Annotated in this window: 12 protein-coding genes; 9 read left to right on the forward strand and 3 right to left on the reverse strand. The window is 63.9% G+C overall.

The features are described 5' to 3' along the window. The first annotated feature begins 9 nt into the window (after positions 1 to 9). Both ACUYMZ_RS02565 and ACUYMZ_RS02570 read left to right on the forward strand, forming a co-directional pair. A complete protein-coding gene (locus ACUYMZ_RS02565; RefSeq protein ID WP_481601999.1) occupies positions 10 to 6,456 on the forward strand; it encodes a DUF7507 domain-containing protein in 6,447 nt (2,148 codons plus the stop codon). An 85-nt stretch (positions 6,457 to 6,541) separates the two neighbouring features. Continuing rightward, the gene (locus tag ACUYMZ_RS02570) at positions 6,542 to 6,964 is read left to right on the forward strand and encodes a hypothetical protein (RefSeq protein ID WP_481602000.1); all 423 of its coding nucleotides are present in this window, start codon (positions 6,542 to 6,544) and stop codon (positions 6,962 to 6,964) included. Between the two features lie 110 nt (positions 6,965 to 7,074). Here ACUYMZ_RS02570 and ACUYMZ_RS02575 read toward each other — a convergent pair whose 3' ends face one another. Next, a complete protein-coding gene (locus tag ACUYMZ_RS02575) occupies positions 7,075 to 7,446 on the reverse strand; it encodes a hypothetical protein (RefSeq protein ID WP_442424524.1) in 372 nt (123 codons plus the stop codon). A 297-nt stretch (positions 7,447 to 7,743) separates the two neighbouring features. On the opposite strand from ACUYMZ_RS02575, the gene ACUYMZ_RS02580 reads away from it, so the two are divergent. From ACUYMZ_RS02580 to ACUYMZ_RS02600, 5 genes are all read left to right on the forward strand, one after another. After that, positions 7,744 to 9,306 carry a pyridoxal phosphate-dependent decarboxylase family protein gene (locus tag ACUYMZ_RS02580; RefSeq protein WP_481602001.1) on the forward strand — a complete coding sequence of 521 codons (1,563 nt, stop codon included), beginning with the start codon at positions 7,744 to 7,746 and terminating at the stop codon, positions 9,304 to 9,306. Further along, positions 9,303 to 10,646: a lysine N(6)-hydroxylase/L-ornithine N(5)-oxygenase family protein gene (locus ACUYMZ_RS02585; protein WP_481602002.1), complete on the forward strand. Its 1,344-nt coding sequence runs from the start codon at positions 9,303 to 9,305 to the stop codon at positions 10,644 to 10,646. Before ACUYMZ_RS02580 ends, ACUYMZ_RS02585 begins: the two co-directional genes overlap by 4 nt. Then, the gene (locus tag ACUYMZ_RS02590; protein WP_481602003.1) at positions 10,643 to 11,233 is read left to right on the forward strand and encodes a GNAT family N-acetyltransferase; all 591 of its coding nucleotides are present in this window, start codon (positions 10,643 to 10,645) and stop codon (positions 11,231 to 11,233) included. Before ACUYMZ_RS02585 ends, ACUYMZ_RS02590 begins: the two co-directional genes overlap by 4 nt. After that, on the forward strand, positions 11,230 to 13,071 hold the full coding sequence (locus tag ACUYMZ_RS02595) for an IucA/IucC family protein (protein ID WP_481602004.1): 1,842 nt from the start codon (positions 11,230 to 11,232) through the stop codon (positions 13,069 to 13,071). Before ACUYMZ_RS02590 ends, ACUYMZ_RS02595 begins: the two co-directional genes overlap by 4 nt. Positions 13,072 to 13,193: 122 nt before the next feature. Then, on the forward strand, positions 13,194 to 13,979 hold the full coding sequence (locus ACUYMZ_RS02600) for an SDR family NAD(P)-dependent oxidoreductase (RefSeq protein ID WP_442424528.1): 786 nt from the start codon (positions 13,194 to 13,196) through the stop codon (positions 13,977 to 13,979). On the opposite strand, the gene ACUYMZ_RS02605 is transcribed toward ACUYMZ_RS02600, so the two are convergent. Then, positions 13,892 to 14,326, reverse strand: coding sequence for a CBU_0592 family membrane protein (locus ACUYMZ_RS02605; protein ID WP_481605796.1), 435 nt, complete (start codon positions 14,324 to 14,326; stop codon positions 13,892 to 13,894). The two genes, ACUYMZ_RS02600 and ACUYMZ_RS02605, sit on opposite strands and share 88 nt — an antisense overlap. Positions 14,327 to 14,488: 162 nt before the next feature. Between ACUYMZ_RS02605 and ACUYMZ_RS02610 the strand changes: the two genes are divergently transcribed. After that, positions 14,489 to 15,409, forward strand: a complete 921-nt coding sequence (locus ACUYMZ_RS02610; protein WP_426005432.1) for a LysR family transcriptional regulator — start codon at positions 14,489 to 14,491, stop codon at positions 15,407 to 15,409. A gap of 2 nt (positions 15,410 to 15,411) precedes the next feature. Here ACUYMZ_RS02610 and ACUYMZ_RS02615 read toward each other — a convergent pair whose 3' ends face one another. Continuing rightward, the gene (locus ACUYMZ_RS02615) at positions 15,412 to 16,458 is read right to left on the reverse strand and encodes an FUSC family protein (RefSeq protein WP_481605798.1); all 1,047 of its coding nucleotides are present in this window, start codon (positions 16,456 to 16,458) and stop codon (positions 15,412 to 15,414) included. A 549-nt stretch (positions 16,459 to 17,007) separates the two neighbouring features. Between ACUYMZ_RS02615 and ACUYMZ_RS02620 the strand changes: the two genes are divergently transcribed. Further along, positions 17,008 to 18,729, forward strand: a complete 1,722-nt coding sequence (locus ACUYMZ_RS02620; RefSeq protein WP_481602005.1) for an alpha/beta hydrolase — start codon at positions 17,008 to 17,010, stop codon at positions 18,727 to 18,729. The last annotated feature ends 97 nt before the right edge of the window (positions 18,730 to 18,826 follow it).

The following is an 18,826-nucleotide window of genomic DNA, read 5'->3' on the forward strand; positions in this document are numbered from 1 at the left end:
AGAGAGTCCATGAAACATTCACGTCCACGAAAGCTGTTGGCGGGCGTACTCGCTGCAGCGATCCTGTCCCTGGGGGCTGGTGGCGCCTTGGCGCCGCCGGCCTTGGCCACGGTGCCGGGCACGCCGGGTGTTACCCAGCCCGGCACCGTTGTCTTCACCGAAGATTTCGAGAACGGTACCGACAACACCCCGTTGGGTGCGCAGTCGTACTCCGCGCCCGGATCCACCACCTACGTGGGTGCAACCGGGCAGACCTACACCGGTTCGATCAACTGGATCAACGGTATCCGCTGCAACGGCGTCATCCTCAGCTATGACAACTCCGAGACACCCCCCTGGGCAGTGTCCGGCGCAGCCGGATCGGGTACGGAGAACCGCTGCGCCGACGTCGATACCCGCCGCAGCTACCAGCACCTGCGGATGCTCGCGCAGGCCATGGGCCAGCAGTTCACGCCCGGTTCGCCCAGCACCAACCATGTGACGAGCTCCTTCACCGAATGCCTGTCCACCAACACCGCCGGGGGCTTCTGCGCCACTCTTCCTGCGGGTCCTACGGACGGCGTGATGTTCAAGACGGCCAACCCGTTGGCCACTACCGCCGGCCACTACTACACCTTCGGCGTTGACACGGCGTACATGAACTGCTTCGGCGGCACGTCTGATCCGTCCTACCAGTTTGCCAGGATCGACGCCGACGGCACGGTCACGCCCATAGGTGACCCGCTCAACGGCTGCCAGGCGTCGTCCGATCCGAATGTCCAGGCATACCAGCAGAATGTCACCAGCGATGTCGGTGGTTCCTTCGGCACGATCACCAAGACCGTGAACATCAATTCGATGCTCACCAACGAAGCCTTCCAGTCCACGGGCGGATCGCTGGGTCTTGAAATGTGGAACAACAATGGCCGGTCCAATGGCAACGACGGCGCCTTTGACAATGTGCGTTTGGTGGACGTCACCCCGCAGTTGGACAAGTCGTTTTCTCCGACGTTGATCGGTCCGGGCCAGGCTTCCACGCTGACGCTGACCGTCACGAACACCAGCGAGCTCAACGCCAAGAACGACTGGTCCATCACGGACACCCTTCCGGCCGGCCTGGTAGTTGCCGCAGCACCGAATATCGGCGGCACGTGCGTTCAGTCCGCCGGTGCCCCATTGACCACCACCGCGGTGGCCGGCGGCAACGTCATCTCCGTGACCGGCGGCGACTTGGCCAAGGGCGAAGAGTCCTGCACCATTACCGTTGATGTCACCTCGGACACCGAGGGTTCCTACGTCAACGGTCCTGCGAACATCGAGACCAACCTGAACCCGCCTGCCGACGCCACCTTGGTGGTCAAGGCTCCGCGCCTGGTCCTCTCCAAGGCACTGGATGCTCCCCGCCTGACCGATGGCGACCAGTTCACCATGGAAATCCGTTCGGGTTCCGCGACCGGTGCAGTGGTCAACAGCACGGCCAACTCCACCACCTCGGGAACCGGCTCAGCTGTCACCGCCGGAACGGGTGTCACTGGCACCTACGTTGCGGACGCCGGCAGCACCTATTACCTGACTGAGTCCGGCTCCAACGTTTCCGGGTACGATCAAGCCATCACTTGCACTGATGCCAACGGTCTCCAGCAGGGGCTGCCGTCCGGCGCTGCATTCGAAGGCTCCCTGGCCCTGGTGCCGGTGGCCGGCGCGGATATCAACTGTGTCCTGACCAACACTGCCGTTCCTGCACCTGCCCTGGAGTTCACCAAGTCAGCTGATACCTCGGACCTCCAGTCACCGTCGCAGGCAGGTGACGTGATCACCTACACGTTCACTGCAAAGAACACCGGCAATACGGTCCTCACTGGCGTCGTCATCAACGATCCCCTGGCCGGTCTGTCCGCTCTGAGCTACACGTGGCCGGACACGCCCGGAACCCTGCTTCCGGGTGAAACAGTGACCGCGATGGCCACCTATGCCATCACCCAGGCTGACATCGATGCCGGACACGTTGCCAACTCGGCAACGGTCTCGGGTAATCCTCCCACCGGCCCACCGGTTACCCCTCCTCCCGGAACCACTGACACTCCGTTGGTTCCTGGTCCTGCCCTCACCCTGACCAAGGCGGCGGATGCTTCGGCAATCCAGAACCCGTCGCAGGTGGGGGACATCATCACCTACACGTTCGAGGCAAAGAACACGGGCAACGTCAAGCTGACGGGCGTTGTGATCAATGATCCGCTGGCCGGACTTTCCGCCCTGACGTATACGTGGCCTGGTGCCCCCGGCGAACTGCTGCCGGGCCAGTCGATGACGGCTACGGCAACGTACGCGCTCACGCAGGCTGACATCGACGCCGGTCATGTGGCCAACACGGCGACCACCACGGGCACGCCGCCCACGGGTCCTGCCGTGACGCCTCCGCCGGCCAGCACGGACACGCCGTTGACACCCGGTGCCGACCTCTCGCTGACCAAAACGGCGGACGCAACGGCCGTTCAGAGCCCGGCACAGGTGGGGGATGTCATCACCTACTCGTTCGAGGCGAAGAACACGGGCAACGTCAAGCTGACGGGCGTTGTGATCAACGATCCGCTGCCTGGCCTGTCGGCACTGGCGTACACCTGGCCGGGCGCTGCCGGCGAACTGCTGCCGGGCCAGTCGGTGACGGCTACGGCAACGTATGCGCTCACGCAGGCTGACCTCGACGCCGGTCACGTGGCAAACACGGCGACCACCACGGGCACTCCGCCGTCGGGTCCTGCTGTGACGCCGCCTCCGGCCGGCACGGATACGCCGCTGACTCCCGGCCCTGCCCTGGAGTTCACCAAGTCCGCTGACGCGTCAGCTGTCCAGGACCCGTCGCAGGTCGGTGACCAGATCACCTACACCTTCACGGCGAAGAACACGGGCAACGTGAAGCTGACCGGTGTGAGCATCAACGATCCGCTCGCGGGCCTGTCTGCGCTCACGTACAGCTGGCCGGGCACTGCCGGCGAGTTGCTGCCGGGCCAGACGGTGACAGCTACGGCAACGTACGCGGTCACCCAAGCGGATATCGACGCCGGCCATGTCGCCAACAGCGCCACCGCAACGGGTGTTCCTCCCACCGGTACTCCGGTGACGCCTCCTCCGGGAACCACGGATACCCCGTTGACCCCGGCACCGGCCATGGAGTTCCGCAAGTCAGCTGACAAGAGCGCCATCCAGAACCCTGCTGTTGTGGGTGACCAGATCACTTACACCTTCACGGCGAAAAACACGGGCAACGTGAAGTTGACCGGTGTGAGCATCAATGACCCGCTCGCGGGGTTGTCTGCGCTCACGTACACCTGGCCGGGCACTGCCGGCGAGTTGCTGCCGGGCCAAACGGTGACCGCTACGGCAACGTATGCGATCACCCAGGCGGATATAGAAGCAGGCCATGTGGTCAACACGGCAACCACGACCGGCACTCCGCCGTCGGGTCCTGCTGTGACGCCGCCTCCGGCCGGCACGGATACGCCGCTGACTCCCGGCCCTGGGTTGGAGTTCACCAAGTCCGCTGATGCGTCGGCTGTTCAGGACCCCGCCCGGGTGGGGGACATCATCACCTACTCGTTCGAGGCCAGGAACACCGGCAACGTGAAGTTGACGGGCGTTGTAATCAACGATCCGCTGGCGGGCCTGTCGGCGCTCACGTACACCTGGCCAGGTGCTCCCGGCGAGCTGGAGCCTGGCCAGTCGGTGACGGCTACGGCAACGTATGCGGTCACCCAGGCCGATATCGACGCCGGTCACGTGGCCAACACGGCCACCACCACTGGTACGCCGCCGTCGGGTCCGGCAGTGACGCCGCCTCCGGGAACCACGGATACCCCGTTGACCCCGGCACCGGCCATGGAGTTCACCAAGTCGGCCGACGCTTCCGGCGTGCAGGACCCGAGCGTGGTGGGCGACCGCATCAACTACGCCTTCACGGCCAAGAACACCGGCAACGTCACGCTCACGGATGTGGTCATCAATGACCCGCTCGCGGGGCTGTCGCCGCTGGTCTACTCCTGGCCCGGCGTAGAAGGAATCCTCCTTCCGGGCCAGACAGTGACCGCTTCGGCAACGTATGCGGTCACCCAGGCCGATATCGACGCCGGTCATGTCGCCAACACGGCGACCACCACTGGTACGCCGCCGTCGGGTCCGGCTGTGACGCCGCCTCCGGGAACCACGGATACCCCGTTGACCCCGGCACCGGCCATGGAGTTCAGCAAGTCTTCGGACGCTTCCGCTATCCAGGATCCTGCTGTCATAGGCGACCTGCTGACCTACACCTTCACCGCCAAGAACACCGGCAACGTGAAGTTGACCAACGTGTCCATCACGGACCCGCTGGCCGGTCTGTCCGCGCTCACGTACACGTGGCCGGGTGCGCCGGGTGAGCTGCTCCCGGGTGAGACCGTGACCGCTACGGCAACGTATGCGATCACCCAAGCGGATATCGATGCAGGTCACGTGGTGAATACCGCCACGACGACGGGCACTCCGCCGTCGGGTCCTGCTGTGACGCCGCCTCCGGGAACCACGGATACCCCGCTGACCCCGGCTCCGGCGATGCAGTTCACCAAGACGGCAGACGACTCCGCTGTGCAGAGCCCTGCGCAAGTGGATGATGTCATCACCTACACCTTCACTGCCAGGAACACCGGCAACGTGAAGTTGACCAACGTATCCATCACGGACCCGCTGGCGGGCCTGTCCGCCCTGGACTACACGTGGCCGGGCACGCCCGGTGAACTGCTGCCGGGTCAGACAGTGACCGCTACGGCAACGTACGCGATCACCCAGGCTGATATCGACGCCGGCCATGTCGCCAACGCGGCGACCACCACCGGCACTCCGCCGTCGGGTCCGGCTGTGACGCCGCCTCCGGGAACCACGGATACCCCGTTGACCCCGGCACCGGCCATGGAGTTCACCAAGTCCGCGGACGCTTCGGCCGTGCAGGACCCGGCCACGGCGGGGGACGTGATCACGTACACGATGACGGCAAAGAACACGGGCAATGTGAAGTTGACCGGTGTCAGCATCAACGATCCGCTCGCGGGGTTGTCGGAGCTCGCGTACACCTGGCCGGGAACCCCTGGCGAGTTGTTGCCGGGCGAGTCCGTGACGGCTACGGCAACGTACGCGATCACCCAGGCTGATATCGACGCCGGCCATGTCACCAACGTGGCAACGTCCACCGGTACTCCTCCCACCGGCACTCCGGTGACGCCTCCTCCGGGAACCACGGACACCCCGTTGACCCCGGCTCCGGCGATGGAGTTCACCAAGTCGGCCGACTCGAGTGCTCTTCAGGACCCCACGAAGGTTGCTGATGTCATCACCTACACCTTCACGGCGAAGAACACCGGCAACGTGAAGCTGACCAACGTGTCGATCAACGACCCCCTGGCAGGCCTGTCCGCCCTCAACTACAGCTGGCCCGGTACGCCCGGCGAGTTGCAGCCGGGGGAGACCGTAACTGCTACGGCAAAGTATGCGGTAACGCAGGCTGATATCGACGCCGGGCACGTGGTCAACTCGGCTACGGCAACGGGCAATCCGCCCACTGGTCCTGCTGTAACGCCTCCTCCGGGCACCACGGACACCCCGTTGACCCCGACTCCTGCGATGGAATTCAGCAAGCAGGCAGTGGTTCAGGCAAACTCGGGACCGTCCAAGGTGGGGGACAAGATTGAGTACCAGTTCACGGCCAAAAACACCGGCAACGTGAAGCTGACCAAGGTGTCCATCGATGACCCCATGGCTGGCCTCTCGGACCTGGTCTACACCTGGCCGGGTACCCCCGGTGAGTTGCTGCCGGGCCAGACCGTCACGGCGACGGCGGAGTATGCCGTCACGCAGGCGGACCTCGACGCCGGTCACGTGGAGAACCTGGCGACCACTACGGGTACTCCTCCCAGCGGCCCGGCGGTCACCCCGCCTCCTGCCGGTACGGACACCCCGCTGTCGCCGGATGCAGCCCTGCAGTTCTCCAAGACTGCGGATGCCTCCGCCGTTGGTGATCCCGCGAAGGTAGGCGACATTGTCACCTACAACTTCACGGCCACGAACACGGGCAATGTCACGCTGACTGACGTGGCCATCGTGGATGAAATGCCCGGCCTGTCTGCCCTGGATTACACCTGGCCGGGTACCCCCGGCGAGTTGCTGCCGGGCCAGTCGGTGACTGCCACGGCAACGTACGCCATCACCCAGGCCGACATCAACGCCGGCAAGGTCGCCAACAATGCGACCGCGACGGGTACACCTCCGACGGGACCCCAGGTCACCACGCCGCCTGCAAGCGCAGTCGTGACCTTCCCGCCGGTTGATCCGGGCCAGCCGGGCGGCTCCTTGGCAAACACGGGAGTTGTCCTCACCGTGCTGCCGATTGCCCTCCTGGTGGTTGGTGCGGGCCTGTTCCTGCTGCTCATGGGACGCCGCAAGCGTTCTGAAGCGTAGGGCAAAAGTGCGCGGCAATCGGACCCCAAGCCGGTTGCCGCGCACGTTCCACATCCCAGTTACCCAAGAGTCAGGTAGTAAACCCATGAAGAAGTCAGTCACGTGCGTTGCCGGCGTGCTGGTTGCCGCAGCAGCCCTCGCGGGCTGTTCAGGGAACGGGGCGGGCTCATCGCCCTCGTCCACCACCACCCAGGCCGCGACGACGGGCGAGGCGAAAGCGGCCAACCCTGGAACCGGCATCATCGAGGCCACCAAGATGACCTCGTGTGATACCGCAGCGGGAAAGGTTGCCGCCAAGGGTACCGTCACCCCGCCTGAGGGTACCAAGGGAACCGTGAAGATCTCGGTGAGCTGGGTTGATCCCCAATCGTCATCGGTGCTGGCCCGCGGCGAGCAGACTTTCAAAGACCCGCAGGCAGGAAAAGCCCTTGATTGGGCCATCACCGCCGAAGTCCCCCAAAAGGGGACCGAGGCCAAGTGTGTGCTGGGAGCGGCTGTGCTCCAGTAGGCGGCCGGAAAGTCGGGACTCCAGCAGCGGGGTCCGGGCGGCAGGGCGCAAGCGGCACACAGAAAAGTGGCCGGCCAGGGCATCCCTGGCCGGCCACTTTGCTGCATTCATCAACTCCCTGACTGGCCCTGTGGGCCGTGCCGACGTTGCCACTGAAACGCGTGCCAGAACAGCAACGCGCCGGTGATCAGCAGAGACGCCGGCACGAGGTAGGGGAGCATCGAGAGGACCACGAAGTTCATGGGCATTCCGTCCGAAGAGGGAGCGGAAACCATGGGGCGCAAGGTCTCGGTGAAGGCCCAGACGCTGAAGTAAAGCATCGCGCCATCGAGCGCCCACAGCGCCACGATGAACGGGTTCACGGACAAGCGCTTCTTCGGAGCATCGAGAGGATCCGGTGCATGGGGGCTCACTGCACGCACCGCCTTGCCCTGGTCATCGATTTCGCGGAAACCGAGCCGCTCGTGCGTATGGTCAGTCATGGACTCCCCCCACCGTTATGGCCTGTGGCACTGACCCTACCCCGATAGTGGTCCTCCGGGAACCCACATGACCTGCCGTGGGAACAGCAGCGACGGCGGCGTTCGGGCTTGCGAAGGGAGGGGATATTTTGCACCTAAAACCGGATCCTGGAAAGTCAATGACGCGCTACCGGCAAGTAGAACAGCGAGAAACCGCCTTCTGAGCGAATTAGGTCACGAAAGTTTGACGGAAAGGCAATCCTAAGTAAGGCTTGCCTTTGCTAACTAGCGACCCCAACGCAACGGAAGGAAGCTGTCGTGACGTCACCCAGTGTCGAAGAGCAGATAGCCCAGGAGCAGGACTTCGGCTCCAAAGTGGAGTTGGCACTTGCTGCCACCAACCAGCTCTTCAACGCGCGAAATTCGCCCAGCTACGTGGCGCAGGTCCTTCAGGGAGTCAACGCCGTCTCCACCAAAGTCCAGCGGACCACCCAGCCATTTACCGGCGTCGCGCATTCCGAACTTAAGGCGAAAGTGGGTGCCGTGGACCTGGGCCGGCCGCTGCCGGACACGGCTGCTGCCCTGGAGGAACTGGATGAGCTGTACCTCAAGGACGCCATCTACTTCCACGACTCCCGCTACGCCGCCCACCTGAACTGCCCCGTGGTCATCCCCGCCCTGGTGGGTGAGGCCGTGCTGTCAGCGGTGAACTCGTCCATGGATACCTGGGACCAGAGTGCAGGTGCCACCATGATCGAACGCCGCCTTATCGATTGGACCGCGGAACGCATTGGCTTCTCCGCCGAGGCTGACGGCGTCTTCACGTCCGGCGGCAGCCAGTCGAACTTCCAGGCGCTGCTGATTGCCCGGAACCACGCCGTTGCCAACCTCCGCGCCGACCAGCCCGAAGCCCGCCTCCCGCACCTGCTGGATCGGCTCCGCATCTTCACCTCAGTGGACAGCCACTTCAGCATCCAGAAGTCTGCCTCCATGCTGGGTCTCGGTTTCGACGCTGTGATCGCAGTCCCCACCGCGGAAGACCACCGCATGGACCCCGCCGCCCTCGCGGCTGCTTTGGCGGAAGCGCACGACGCCGGGCTGGTGCCTATGGCGGTCGTGGCCACCGCCGGGACCACCGACTTTGGGTCGGTGGACCCGCTCGCCGAGCTCTCGGCCCTGGTGCGTGCCTACGATTCCTGGCTGCACGTGGATGCTGCGTATGGAGGAGGGCTGCTGGTCTCCGGCCGCTACCGCCACCTCCTGGACGGTATTCACCTGGCGGACTCGGTCACGGTCGACTTCCACAAGACGTTCTTCCAGCCCGTCAGCTCCAGTGCAGTCCTGGTCCGCAACGGTGCCATGCTGCGCCACGTCACCTACTACGCCGATTACCTTAACCCGGAGAGCGCCGCCAAGGCCGAAATCCCCAATCAGGTGGACAAGAGCATCCAGACTACGCGCCGCTTTGACGCCTTGAAGCTGTGGCTCACCCTGCGCATCATGGGCGCCGACGCCATTGGTGCGCTGTTCGACGAGGCGATCGACCTTGCCGGCCGCGTTGGGACCCTGTTGGCGGACGACGCCGAATTCGAACTCGCTGCCGCTCCCCAACTGAGCACCCTTGTCTTCCGCTACCGACCGGAAATCAACGGAGTCCGCATTGACGAGGACGCCGCCGATTCCCTCAACCCCGCCATCCGGGCGGCTGTCTTTGCCTCCGGCGAAGCAGTTGTGGCCGGTACCAAGGTCGCTGGTCGCCATTACCTCAAATTCACCCTCCTCAACGCCGAGGCCTCCCTGAGGGACATTCAGGAAATCATCGAACTCATCCGCCGCACGGGCGCCAGCCTGCTCGCAAACACCACGGAGGCCGCCGCGTGAGCACCCCGGACAACAGCAGGATTTACGACGTCGCCGGTATCGGCGTCGGACCTTTCAACCTTGGCCTTGCCGCGCTGAGCGAGCCGGTGGAGAACCTGGACTGCGTGTTCCTGGAACGCCGTGAGTCCTTCGACTGGCACCCGGGCATGATGCTTGAACCGGCCCACCTGCAGGTGCCGTTCATGGCGGACCTGGTGACCCTGGCCGACCCGACGTCGCCGTACTCGTTCCTGAACTTCCTAAAGCAGACAGGACGGCTGTACCGCTTCTATATCCGTGAGAACTTCTACCCGCTGCGTGCCGAGTACAACCAGTACTGCCAGTGGGTTGCCGGGCAGCTGGAATCGGTCCGATTTAGCACGGATGTGCTGGATGTGAGCTACGACGACGGCGTGTACCGGCTTGCGGTGCAGGGTCCTGAAGGCGCTGAGGTGCTTCGCGCCCGCCGGCTTGTTCTGGGGACGGGAACCTCACCGTACATTCCGGTGTCCTGTGCAGGCATAGTGGACGGCGGGGGACTGGTCCTCCACAACGCCGAGTACCTGTCGAGGAAGACTGAGCTGCAGTCCAAGCGCAGCATCACGATCGTGGGCAGCGGCCAGAGCGCCGCCGAGCTGTACTACGAACTCCTTTCGGAAATCGACGTCTATGGCTACCAGCTCAACTGGGTGACCCGCTCCGGCCGTTTTTTCCCACTCGAGTACACCAAGCTCACGCTCGAAATGACGTCGCCGGAGTACGTGGATTACTTCCACTCGCTTCCGGGCGATCAGCGGGACTCCCTGATCAAGAGCCAGAAGAACCTGTACAAGGGCATCAACTCAGACCTGATCGACGACATCTACGACCTCCTCTACACCAAGAGCCTCTCCGGCATGGTGGATACCCAGCTGCACACGCACTCGTCCCTGACCGCCGCTGCGTGGAATCCTGCGACCGGGACGCATACCTTGCAGTTGCGGCACGAGGAGCACGGCCGCGACTACACGCTGGAGTCCGAAGCGGTGGTGCTGGCTACCGGGTACTCCTACAAGGAACCGGCCTTCCTGTCCGGTATCAAGGACCGCATCCGCCGTGACCACAAGGGCCGCTTCGATGTGGAGCGTAACTATGGGACCGGCGTCGAACCCGGCGAGATCTTCGTACAGAACGCTGAGCTGCACACCCATGGATTCGTCACGCCGGACCTGGGCATGGCTGCCTACCGGAACTCCGTCATCCTGCGTGAAATCACGGGGCGCGAGGTCTACCCGGTGGAACGCAGCATCGCCTTCCAGCAGTTTGGTGCCCCCGCGCCGGTTGCTGTGGAGGCCCCGGAAGAAGCGGTGGCAGCAGTATGAGTTTCACGTTCCGCGCGGTTGATCCTGTGAAAGATGCACCCGTCCTCCACAGCTGGGTCAGCCAAGAGTATGCACGTTTTTGGGGCATGGTGGGCTGTGTCGAGCAGGATGTTGTGGAGGAGTACAAGAAGGTTGCCGCCACCGGTCACCACCAGGCGTTCCTGGGACTCGACGACGGCGTTCCCTCCTTTCTGATGGAGCGGTACCTTCCTGAAGCGTCGCCCCTTGCGGACGTCTATGAGGTCCAGCCTGGGGATATCGGCATGCACCTGCTCGTGTCCCCGCCGGACGGCGACCCGCAGCCCGGGTACACCACTGCCGTGATGCGGGCCGTGATGGCGGAACTCTTCGCTGACCCCTCAACCCGCCGGGTCGTCGTCGAGCCTGACGCCCGCAACCACAAGATCCACGCACTCAATGAAAAGGTGGGCTTCCGCCCGCACGGCGTGGTGACCCTTCCCGCCGTCGACCCTTCCGAAGAGCACAAACAGGGGCTGCTATGCTTCTGCACCCGCGAGGACTTCCTTGCAACCCTGACCCCGATCCTGGCCGCACCTGCCGGGGCGACCGGAGGAGTAGACCAATGACCAGCACTGTTGAAGCCATTGCCCCGCAGGCAGCAGACCCGGTTTCCCACCTGACTCCGGAACGCTGGGCCGTAGCCAACCGGCATCTGGTCCGCAAGGCGATTGCAGAGTTTTCGCACGAGCGGATCCTGGTTCCCGACCTGATCCGCGACGAGGGCGAGGGCGTCGGCCTCTACAAGGTGGTGAGCGACGACGACGCCGTTGAGTACCGCTTCCGGGCCAAGGTCCTGGAACTTGAGCACTGGTCCGTGCTTCCGGAGTCCATTGCCCGGTTCCGCGACGGTAGAGAGCTGCCGCTGGATGCACTGGAGCTCATCGCCGAATTCCACGAGGCCCTGGGCATCAGGATGGATATGCTTCCCGTGTACCTGGAAGAAATCAGCAGCACGTTGGCGGGCCACGCCTACAAGCAGGGCAAGCCTTTCGGCTCGGCCGAATTGGCCGCCGGGGTCACCGGCGGAGCTGACCGGGCTGCGGACTTCCAGGCGATCGAGCACAGCATGACGGAGGGCCACCCCTGCTTCGTGGCCAATAACGGGCGCCTGGGCTTCGGGATTGCCGACTATCACGCGTTTGCTCCGGAGACCGGAGCAACGGTGAAGCTTCAGTGGATCGCGGTGCACCGCTCGAAGGCCGTGTTCACATCCAGTGCCGGCCTGGACTACCGGACGCACTTCGAAGCTGAACTTGGTCCGGCAACTCTTGCGTGGTTCAACGCGGAGTTGTCCGCTTCCGGGCTGGATCCCGAGGACTACCTCCTCATGCCGGTCCACCCGTGGCAGTGGGACAACAAGCTGACCGTGACTTTCGCTGCGGAGATTGCCCAGCGGCACATTGTGCACCTTGGTGCCGGCGGGGACGACTACCAGGCACAGCAGTCCATCCGTACGTTCTTCAACACCACCTCACCGGAGAAGGCGTACGTCAAGACGGCGATGTCGGTGATCAACATGGGCTTCATGCGTGGGCTTTCGCCGCAATACATGAAGGCTACGCCGGCCATCAACGACTGGCTGCAGGAGCTGATCGACAATGACCAGGAGCTCCAGGACCGGGGCCTGGCCATGATCAAGGAAAGCGCCGCGATCGGCTACCACAACCACTACTACGAGGCCGCTTCCGCCAAGGGTTCCCCCTACCGGAAAATGCTCTCTGCCCTGTGGAGGGAAAGTCCGCTGCCCCTGCTCGGGGACGGCCAGCAGTTGGCAACCATGGCGTCCCTGCTGCATGTTGACCCGTCCGGTGAATCCGTGGTTTCCGCGCTCATCAAGCGTTCCGGCCTGGCGCCCACCGAATGGCTGCGACGCTACTTGGAGGCCTATTTGGTGCCGCTGGTCCACTGCCTGTACGAGTACGAGCTCGCGTTCATGCCCCACGGTGAAAACGTCATCCTGATCCTGGAGGACGGCGTGCCGGTCCGGGCCATCATGAAGGACCTTGCCGAGGAAATCGTCGTGATGGGGGACAGGTTGGAGCTTCCGGAGGAGGTTTCCCGCATCAAGGCGGAAATCCCCGCGGAGGAGATGGTCCTGGCTATCTTCACGGATGTCTTCGACTGCATTTTCCGCTTCCTGGCGGCCATCCTGGCAGAGGACGGAACGCTCCGCGAGGACGAGTTCTGGGGGACTGCGGCGGCCGTGCTTCGGGAGTACCAGCAACGCCACCCGGAGCTCGCCGACCAGTTCGCCATGCACGACCTCTTCGCGCCGGATTTCGAGTTGTCGTGCCTCAACAGGCTGCAGTTGCGCAACAACCAGCAGATGCTGGACATCTCGGACCCCTCCGGCGGTCTCCAAATGGCTGGCCGGCTGGCCAACCCCCTGGCGAAGTTCGCCTAGGACCCCCGCCGAGATGGCAATTGATGACAATCGTGGTCGCAGACATTGTGATCAAATGCCATCTCGGCCGGGAAGGGAGGGGAGATAGGGTGCGGGCCGGCCGTGGGGGCTAGTCTGGGCCCATGATCACTCGAGCCAACGAACTGACTGCCTTGGTCACAGGAGCCACGGCCGGGCTCGGTGCGGAATTCGCGCGCCAGCTCGCTGAAGCGGGACACCACCTTGTCCTGGTGGCCCGCGATGAGGAGCGGCTCAAGGCCAAAGCCGGGGAATTAGAACGCGACTTCAGTATCTCGGCGGAGGTCCTGCCCGCGGACCTGACCACCGACGTCGGGGTTTCAGCAGTGGCCGACCGGCTCCGCGACCCGGGGAGTCCCGTTGACGTGCTGGTCAACAATGCCGGAATCGGGCTCCTGAAGTCCTTCGAGGACAACGAGCTGGAGGAGGAACGCCGCCACTTGAGGCTCCACGTCCAGACCCCCATGGAACTGTGTCATGCCGCGCTGGAGGTCATGCTCGCCCGCGGCAAGGGAAGGATCATTAACGTCGCCAGCGTTGCGGCCTTCGCCAACCGCGGAACGTACTCGGCGGCCAAAGCCTGGCAGGTGACGTTCAGCAGGTGGGCCAACACTGTCTACGGGAAGTCCGGCGTCCAGGTCACCGCCGTGTGCCCCGGCTTCACGCACACTGAGTTCCACGACCGCATGGGCATGGACAAGTCCGTGGCGCCGCGCTTCCTGTGGCTGACCGCTGAGCGGGTGGTGCGGGAAGGACTGGAAGACAATGCCAAGGGCAAGGCAGTGTCCATCCCGACCCGGCGCTACAAGGTGGTCAGCTTCTTTGCGCGCATCCTGCCGGCAAAGCTCAGCGCCGGGCCGCCGCGGCGGCCCCTGGGGGATGCCAGCTGATCGTGGGCTGCGATCTGCCCGCGGTGGTCCAATGCCAGTGATGGCTCGCCTGCATCCGGGACCGTCAGGATGGGAATGGGACCGGTTTCAGCCGTGACTACCGGTGGTTGCTGGCCAGCGCGCATCCTAAGGAGCGCAATGGCCGAGATGGCGAACCAGGCCACGTTGGTAGCCACGGAAGGCCAGGCCCCATGCAGCGTGCCGTTGATGATGAAGGCGCAGGAGCCAAAAAGGTTGACCGTCTGGAAGGTCTTGCCGGCTTTCAACCACCCCATGGACACAGCCATGTAGGCGCTAAGCATCGCAGCGGCGCCGGCCCAGCCGGTGATTTCCCACAGCAGTTCCACAGGGTGTCCTTTCACAAGTCCGGCGCTCCCCATGGCAAGGCAGGGGTAAGGCGCAAGTGTGGTTTTGTCCGGCTCCAGAACGGAGCTTTCAGTAAATTATTGAGCCGTTTTCGCTTTAGATCAATTGCATTCGCCTGAAGGTGCCATTTAGTGTTGCTTAACATGGAAATGGACCCCCGGCGGTTGCTAGTTCTCCTTGCCGTGGCCCGCACAGGCGGCATCCTGGCGGCGGCTGATGAGCTGGGAATCACGCCCTCCGCAGTGTCGCAGCAGCTCAGCAAACTTGAGAACGAGACCGGCCATGACCTTGTTCTCAGGACCCCCAAGGGGTCGGTGCTCACACCTGCCGGCCTTGCGATGGCTGAAGCGGGGGAGGAGATCGAGCGGGCGCTCAACATGGCACGCTCCCGGATGGAGGGCGGCGCCAAGGTCGCAGGCGTTGTGCGGGTAGGTGGCTTCACGAGTTTCATGCGCACCGTGGTGATTCCGCGCCTGCCCGAATGGCGCAGCCATTACCCCCAGTTGCAGGTCAGGATTGTGGAGGAAGACTTCCCGGCCCTCATGCGCCTGCTGCGCCAGCGGCAACTGGATGCGGTGGTCGTGGAACTGGACTCCACCACCGTGGAGCAACAGCCCCGCGGCGCCGGAATGATCGAGGAACCGCTCCTGGATGAACCTTGGAAACTGGTGGTCCCCTCCGGCGCTGTGCTGTCCACGGACAATATCGACCTCAGCCGGCTCCAGCTTCCCTGGCTGGGCGTGCAGCCCTCGGCGGCCAACGCCTCGGTGCTTGGCAGGCTTCACCACTCGACCGGCGCTCCAATAGAGATCGTCCACCAGTACCAGGACACGTTGACGGCCCTGGCGTTGGTGGCAGCCGGCGAGGGCGCCGCGATTATCCCAACGTTGGCCCTGACCGGTGTTGTGCAGGATGGAGTGGACGTCCTGGACGTGCCTGGATTGGGCACCCGTCGGATCGTGCTGCGGCGCTTCGACCGGCGGAGGCCAACCAGTACTCCCGTGGACACCGTGGCGCGGCTGCTGCGTGAGTCGGCAGCAGGGTTCGACACCCGCTCGCAGTAAGCTCAGGCCACCGGCAGTCTGCCGGGAGCCCGGACCACCACCGCCACGGCGATACCGATCACGGCCCCCACGAACGTCTCAACGGCACGCTCCAACACCAGCACCCCCGGGTCCACTGGGGCCGCCAGTTGGGCGATCAGAAGCACCACCGGAGTGAAGAACACCATGGCCCAGCCGTAGTGCCGGGCCATGAACAGTTCGGTGGGGAACTGGCACAGAACCACCACCACGGCCAGTACCAGTGCCTGGTGGTCCGGAAAGTACTGCAGCGGTGACATCGGTCCAGGGAAAAGGACGACGGCGACCACCACCAAGCCGAGGAACGTCCCCACGATCCTGTGGATGCCCCGGTTGACGCGGCTTGGGAGGTCCGCTCCTGCCAAGGGCACGGCCGCTGCGGCCATGGCCCAATGCGGGTGCCCGCTGCCGCTCAAAACCCCTGCGGTGCCGGCGGCGCTGACGGCAAGCACGTAGCGGGTTGCGTGGACCATGGCAGACTGGCGCAATTGGCCGCGGAATACCGGCACGTCGCGGGCGGCACGGGCAGCCCACGTCCTGTGCCGGACCCAGCCGGCAAAACCGACCAGGATCGAGAAGGCGGCAGACGCTGCACCGATGAGTACCGCCGTCGTGAGCGGAACACTGGTGGGGACCGACGCGCAGGCTCCCAGTGCCAGAATCCCGAAGAACGGTCCGATGGGCTTAAGGCGCACGGCATCGGCGTACAACGAGCCTGCCCCGGCGAAAAGGGTAGCCGCCAGGACCAGCCACCAGGAATGGATGTGGTTGACGGAGAGGAACGTGCCGACCGCAAGGCCGCCCACCAGGACGAGTGCTGCCTGCGCCTGGTGCTTGAGCCTGAGCTGGTGGGTTTCGTTGCGCCCGTACATGCCGGTCAACGCCCCGAATACCGCGTACATCATGAGGTCGGGGCGGCCGATGAGGATGAGGGCCACAGCCGGGACAGCGACGCTGAGCGCGACACGGACGGCAGACAGGCGGTCGTTGTCCGCCGGCCCGATCCTGTGGAGTTCGCGGGCGAGCGTCATGAAAGCGGGCACGGGAACACCACCAATCGCTAAGGGTTTGCTGTCGAAATTATCAGGGCCGTTGGCGACCCCGCCATAAGCCCGGTCACACCCCGTAGTAACGGCCGGCCCTGAGCGGCGATGCTGCCGCCTGCCTGCTGAAGCTCCGTCATGAATCCAAGTCCGGGACCACTCCCAAGCGTCAGGATTTGGGCGGAAGTGGACGGCGTGGGGATTGCTTTTGATGATGGCGTTGCTGACGCTTTGATCGGTGCTGCCGAATCGGCGGACCGTTCTCTGCGTTCAGAGGGTGGGTTTTTGGACAGCGCCCTGGATCAGGCGATGGAACACTTCTCGGGCGGCTACGCGCGCTTGTTCGCTGCGGCGTGCGTAGCAAGGTCGGACGACCGCGGCCGGTTGGGTGGCGTCTTCGCGGCCCTCGCCGATGATGCCCGGAGTGCCAAGCTGAAGGCCCGGGAAGAGATGGACCGGCAGGAAGAACTCGCGGCGTGGCAGCGTCGTGAGGAGGCCAGGGAACAGCAGCGACGCGCTGACCCTTTCGGTGTCCTGTTGGAGTTCGACGGCTTGCTGTTTGACGTGAAACCTTCGGACATAGCCATCGCGGCGCCGACGATTTCAGCCACGTTTTCTGTTCGGGATCGGCCTCGGTTTGCCGGAGGCTCAGGAGGAGGGACTACCTCTGCTGAGCCCGGAAGGCTGCGTGCTTTTGCGGGCCAGTCCCGTGCCGCCAACAACATCCTTAACGCAGAGTTTGGCAAGGTACGTGCTGCGTGGAATGCCTTCATCGATTCGTGTTCCTGGGTGTCGATAGACCAGGCCACAGTGGTGTCCGGTTTCGAGAGGCTGATAGCAGAAAACGCCGGTGATGCGGATTGGGTGGAGAAGATAGCCGCCGCTTTCGAAGCAGCCGGGAGCGGTTACTTGGCCGACGCAGCGCTTAACGGGTTGTTTCTGCACTACGCGGAGCCTGGCCAGATCCGTTTGAGTGATATCGCCACCCTGAGCTCGGCAGAGTTGAGAGCCTGGCTCGCAGTTCCTGCCAAAAGAGACAGACTGGGCGGACTCCTCCGTGCGCAAGGATACGATCCTGCGTTGACTGCTGCGTGGTGGTCGGGACCGGGGCAAACGGCAGATCCCGGCACCGGGAAAGTCACCGTGGGCGAGACCCAGCGGCTCCTTATCGAAGCCTTCCCGGGGATCATCGGGAATTTGCAGGGTGTTGCTTACACAGCACGTGATTTGGCCAACCGCCTGGTGTTGACGCGGCAACTGGAGGAGTTTGATGTTTTTGTACGTCAGTCAGCCATGGGAGCTCAGCCTGCTCCACCGGCATGGTTGAAGAGCCCGGGGCACCTTGAGCGGCTCAAGAGCATCCGGAATGCACTAACTTCGGGCCCAAGCGGGGCCGTGAAACAGCTGATCAGCCTGAACCTCGACCAGCCAGGGGCCGCGATCAGCGTGGGTGACCTAGACGCCGCCAAGGTCACCACCTACCAGGTCCCCGGGGTCGATACGACGGTGTCGAAAAGCATGTTCGATCTTACGATCGCCGCTGATGTCCAATATCGAGAGCAAAATGGTGGTGCGCTACTGAACTTAACCAGAGCTGGCACGCCACCGCGGCTGGCTGTGGTGACGTGGGTGGCTTTCGAGCCACCTCCGGCCGCCGGAGTCTACGACGACGGCAACGCCCGGACAGGCGGGGACGTCCTGAGCAAGGACATCACGGCACTCGCCGCGGTGCAGGACAGCCTCGGGAACCTCGCAAGCAACAACGTTTCAGCCCTTTCCTACGGTACTTTGACGGCCCAGGCAGCGGCCGTGGAAGGTTTGGCGGTGGACAGTATCAACCTAAACGCCGATGTCGGCGTTCTTCCCGGCATCAGCGGCGTGCAGGACTTTCACCTGAACCCGGGTGCCGAGGTGTATCAGACCAAGTTCACAGTGGACCAGGTTTCCGAGCTTGGTAACTTAGGCAGGCACCACATCCAGGTTGCCCATGTCCAGACGAACCAGAGCCCGTTGGGAGGTCCGTCGTTTACGGTCCCCGTCCCAGGCTTTGGAGCGACACAGCTCGGCGCCGATGGGACCGCAGCAACGGAAACCGAGATGGCAAGATTACCGACCGAGAACCACGGTTGGCTTGAGTCGGATGGGAAGCGTGGTTACGCCTCGCTTAATACCGAATCCAGTGTGAATCAGGCCTATGCTTCCCTTGGGCTCACAGCCAAGCTGACGAATTCCGGAAAGCCCGTGGTGCATCACGAATGACGAAAAACCCCTTGTTGAAACTGATGTTTCCGGCGGTGGCTCTTTTGGCCGCCTGTCTGCTGCTAGCTGGCTGTGCATCGACTCCTCCTCCCCGGGA

This window comes from Arthrobacter sp. T572 (assembly GCF_056780115.1).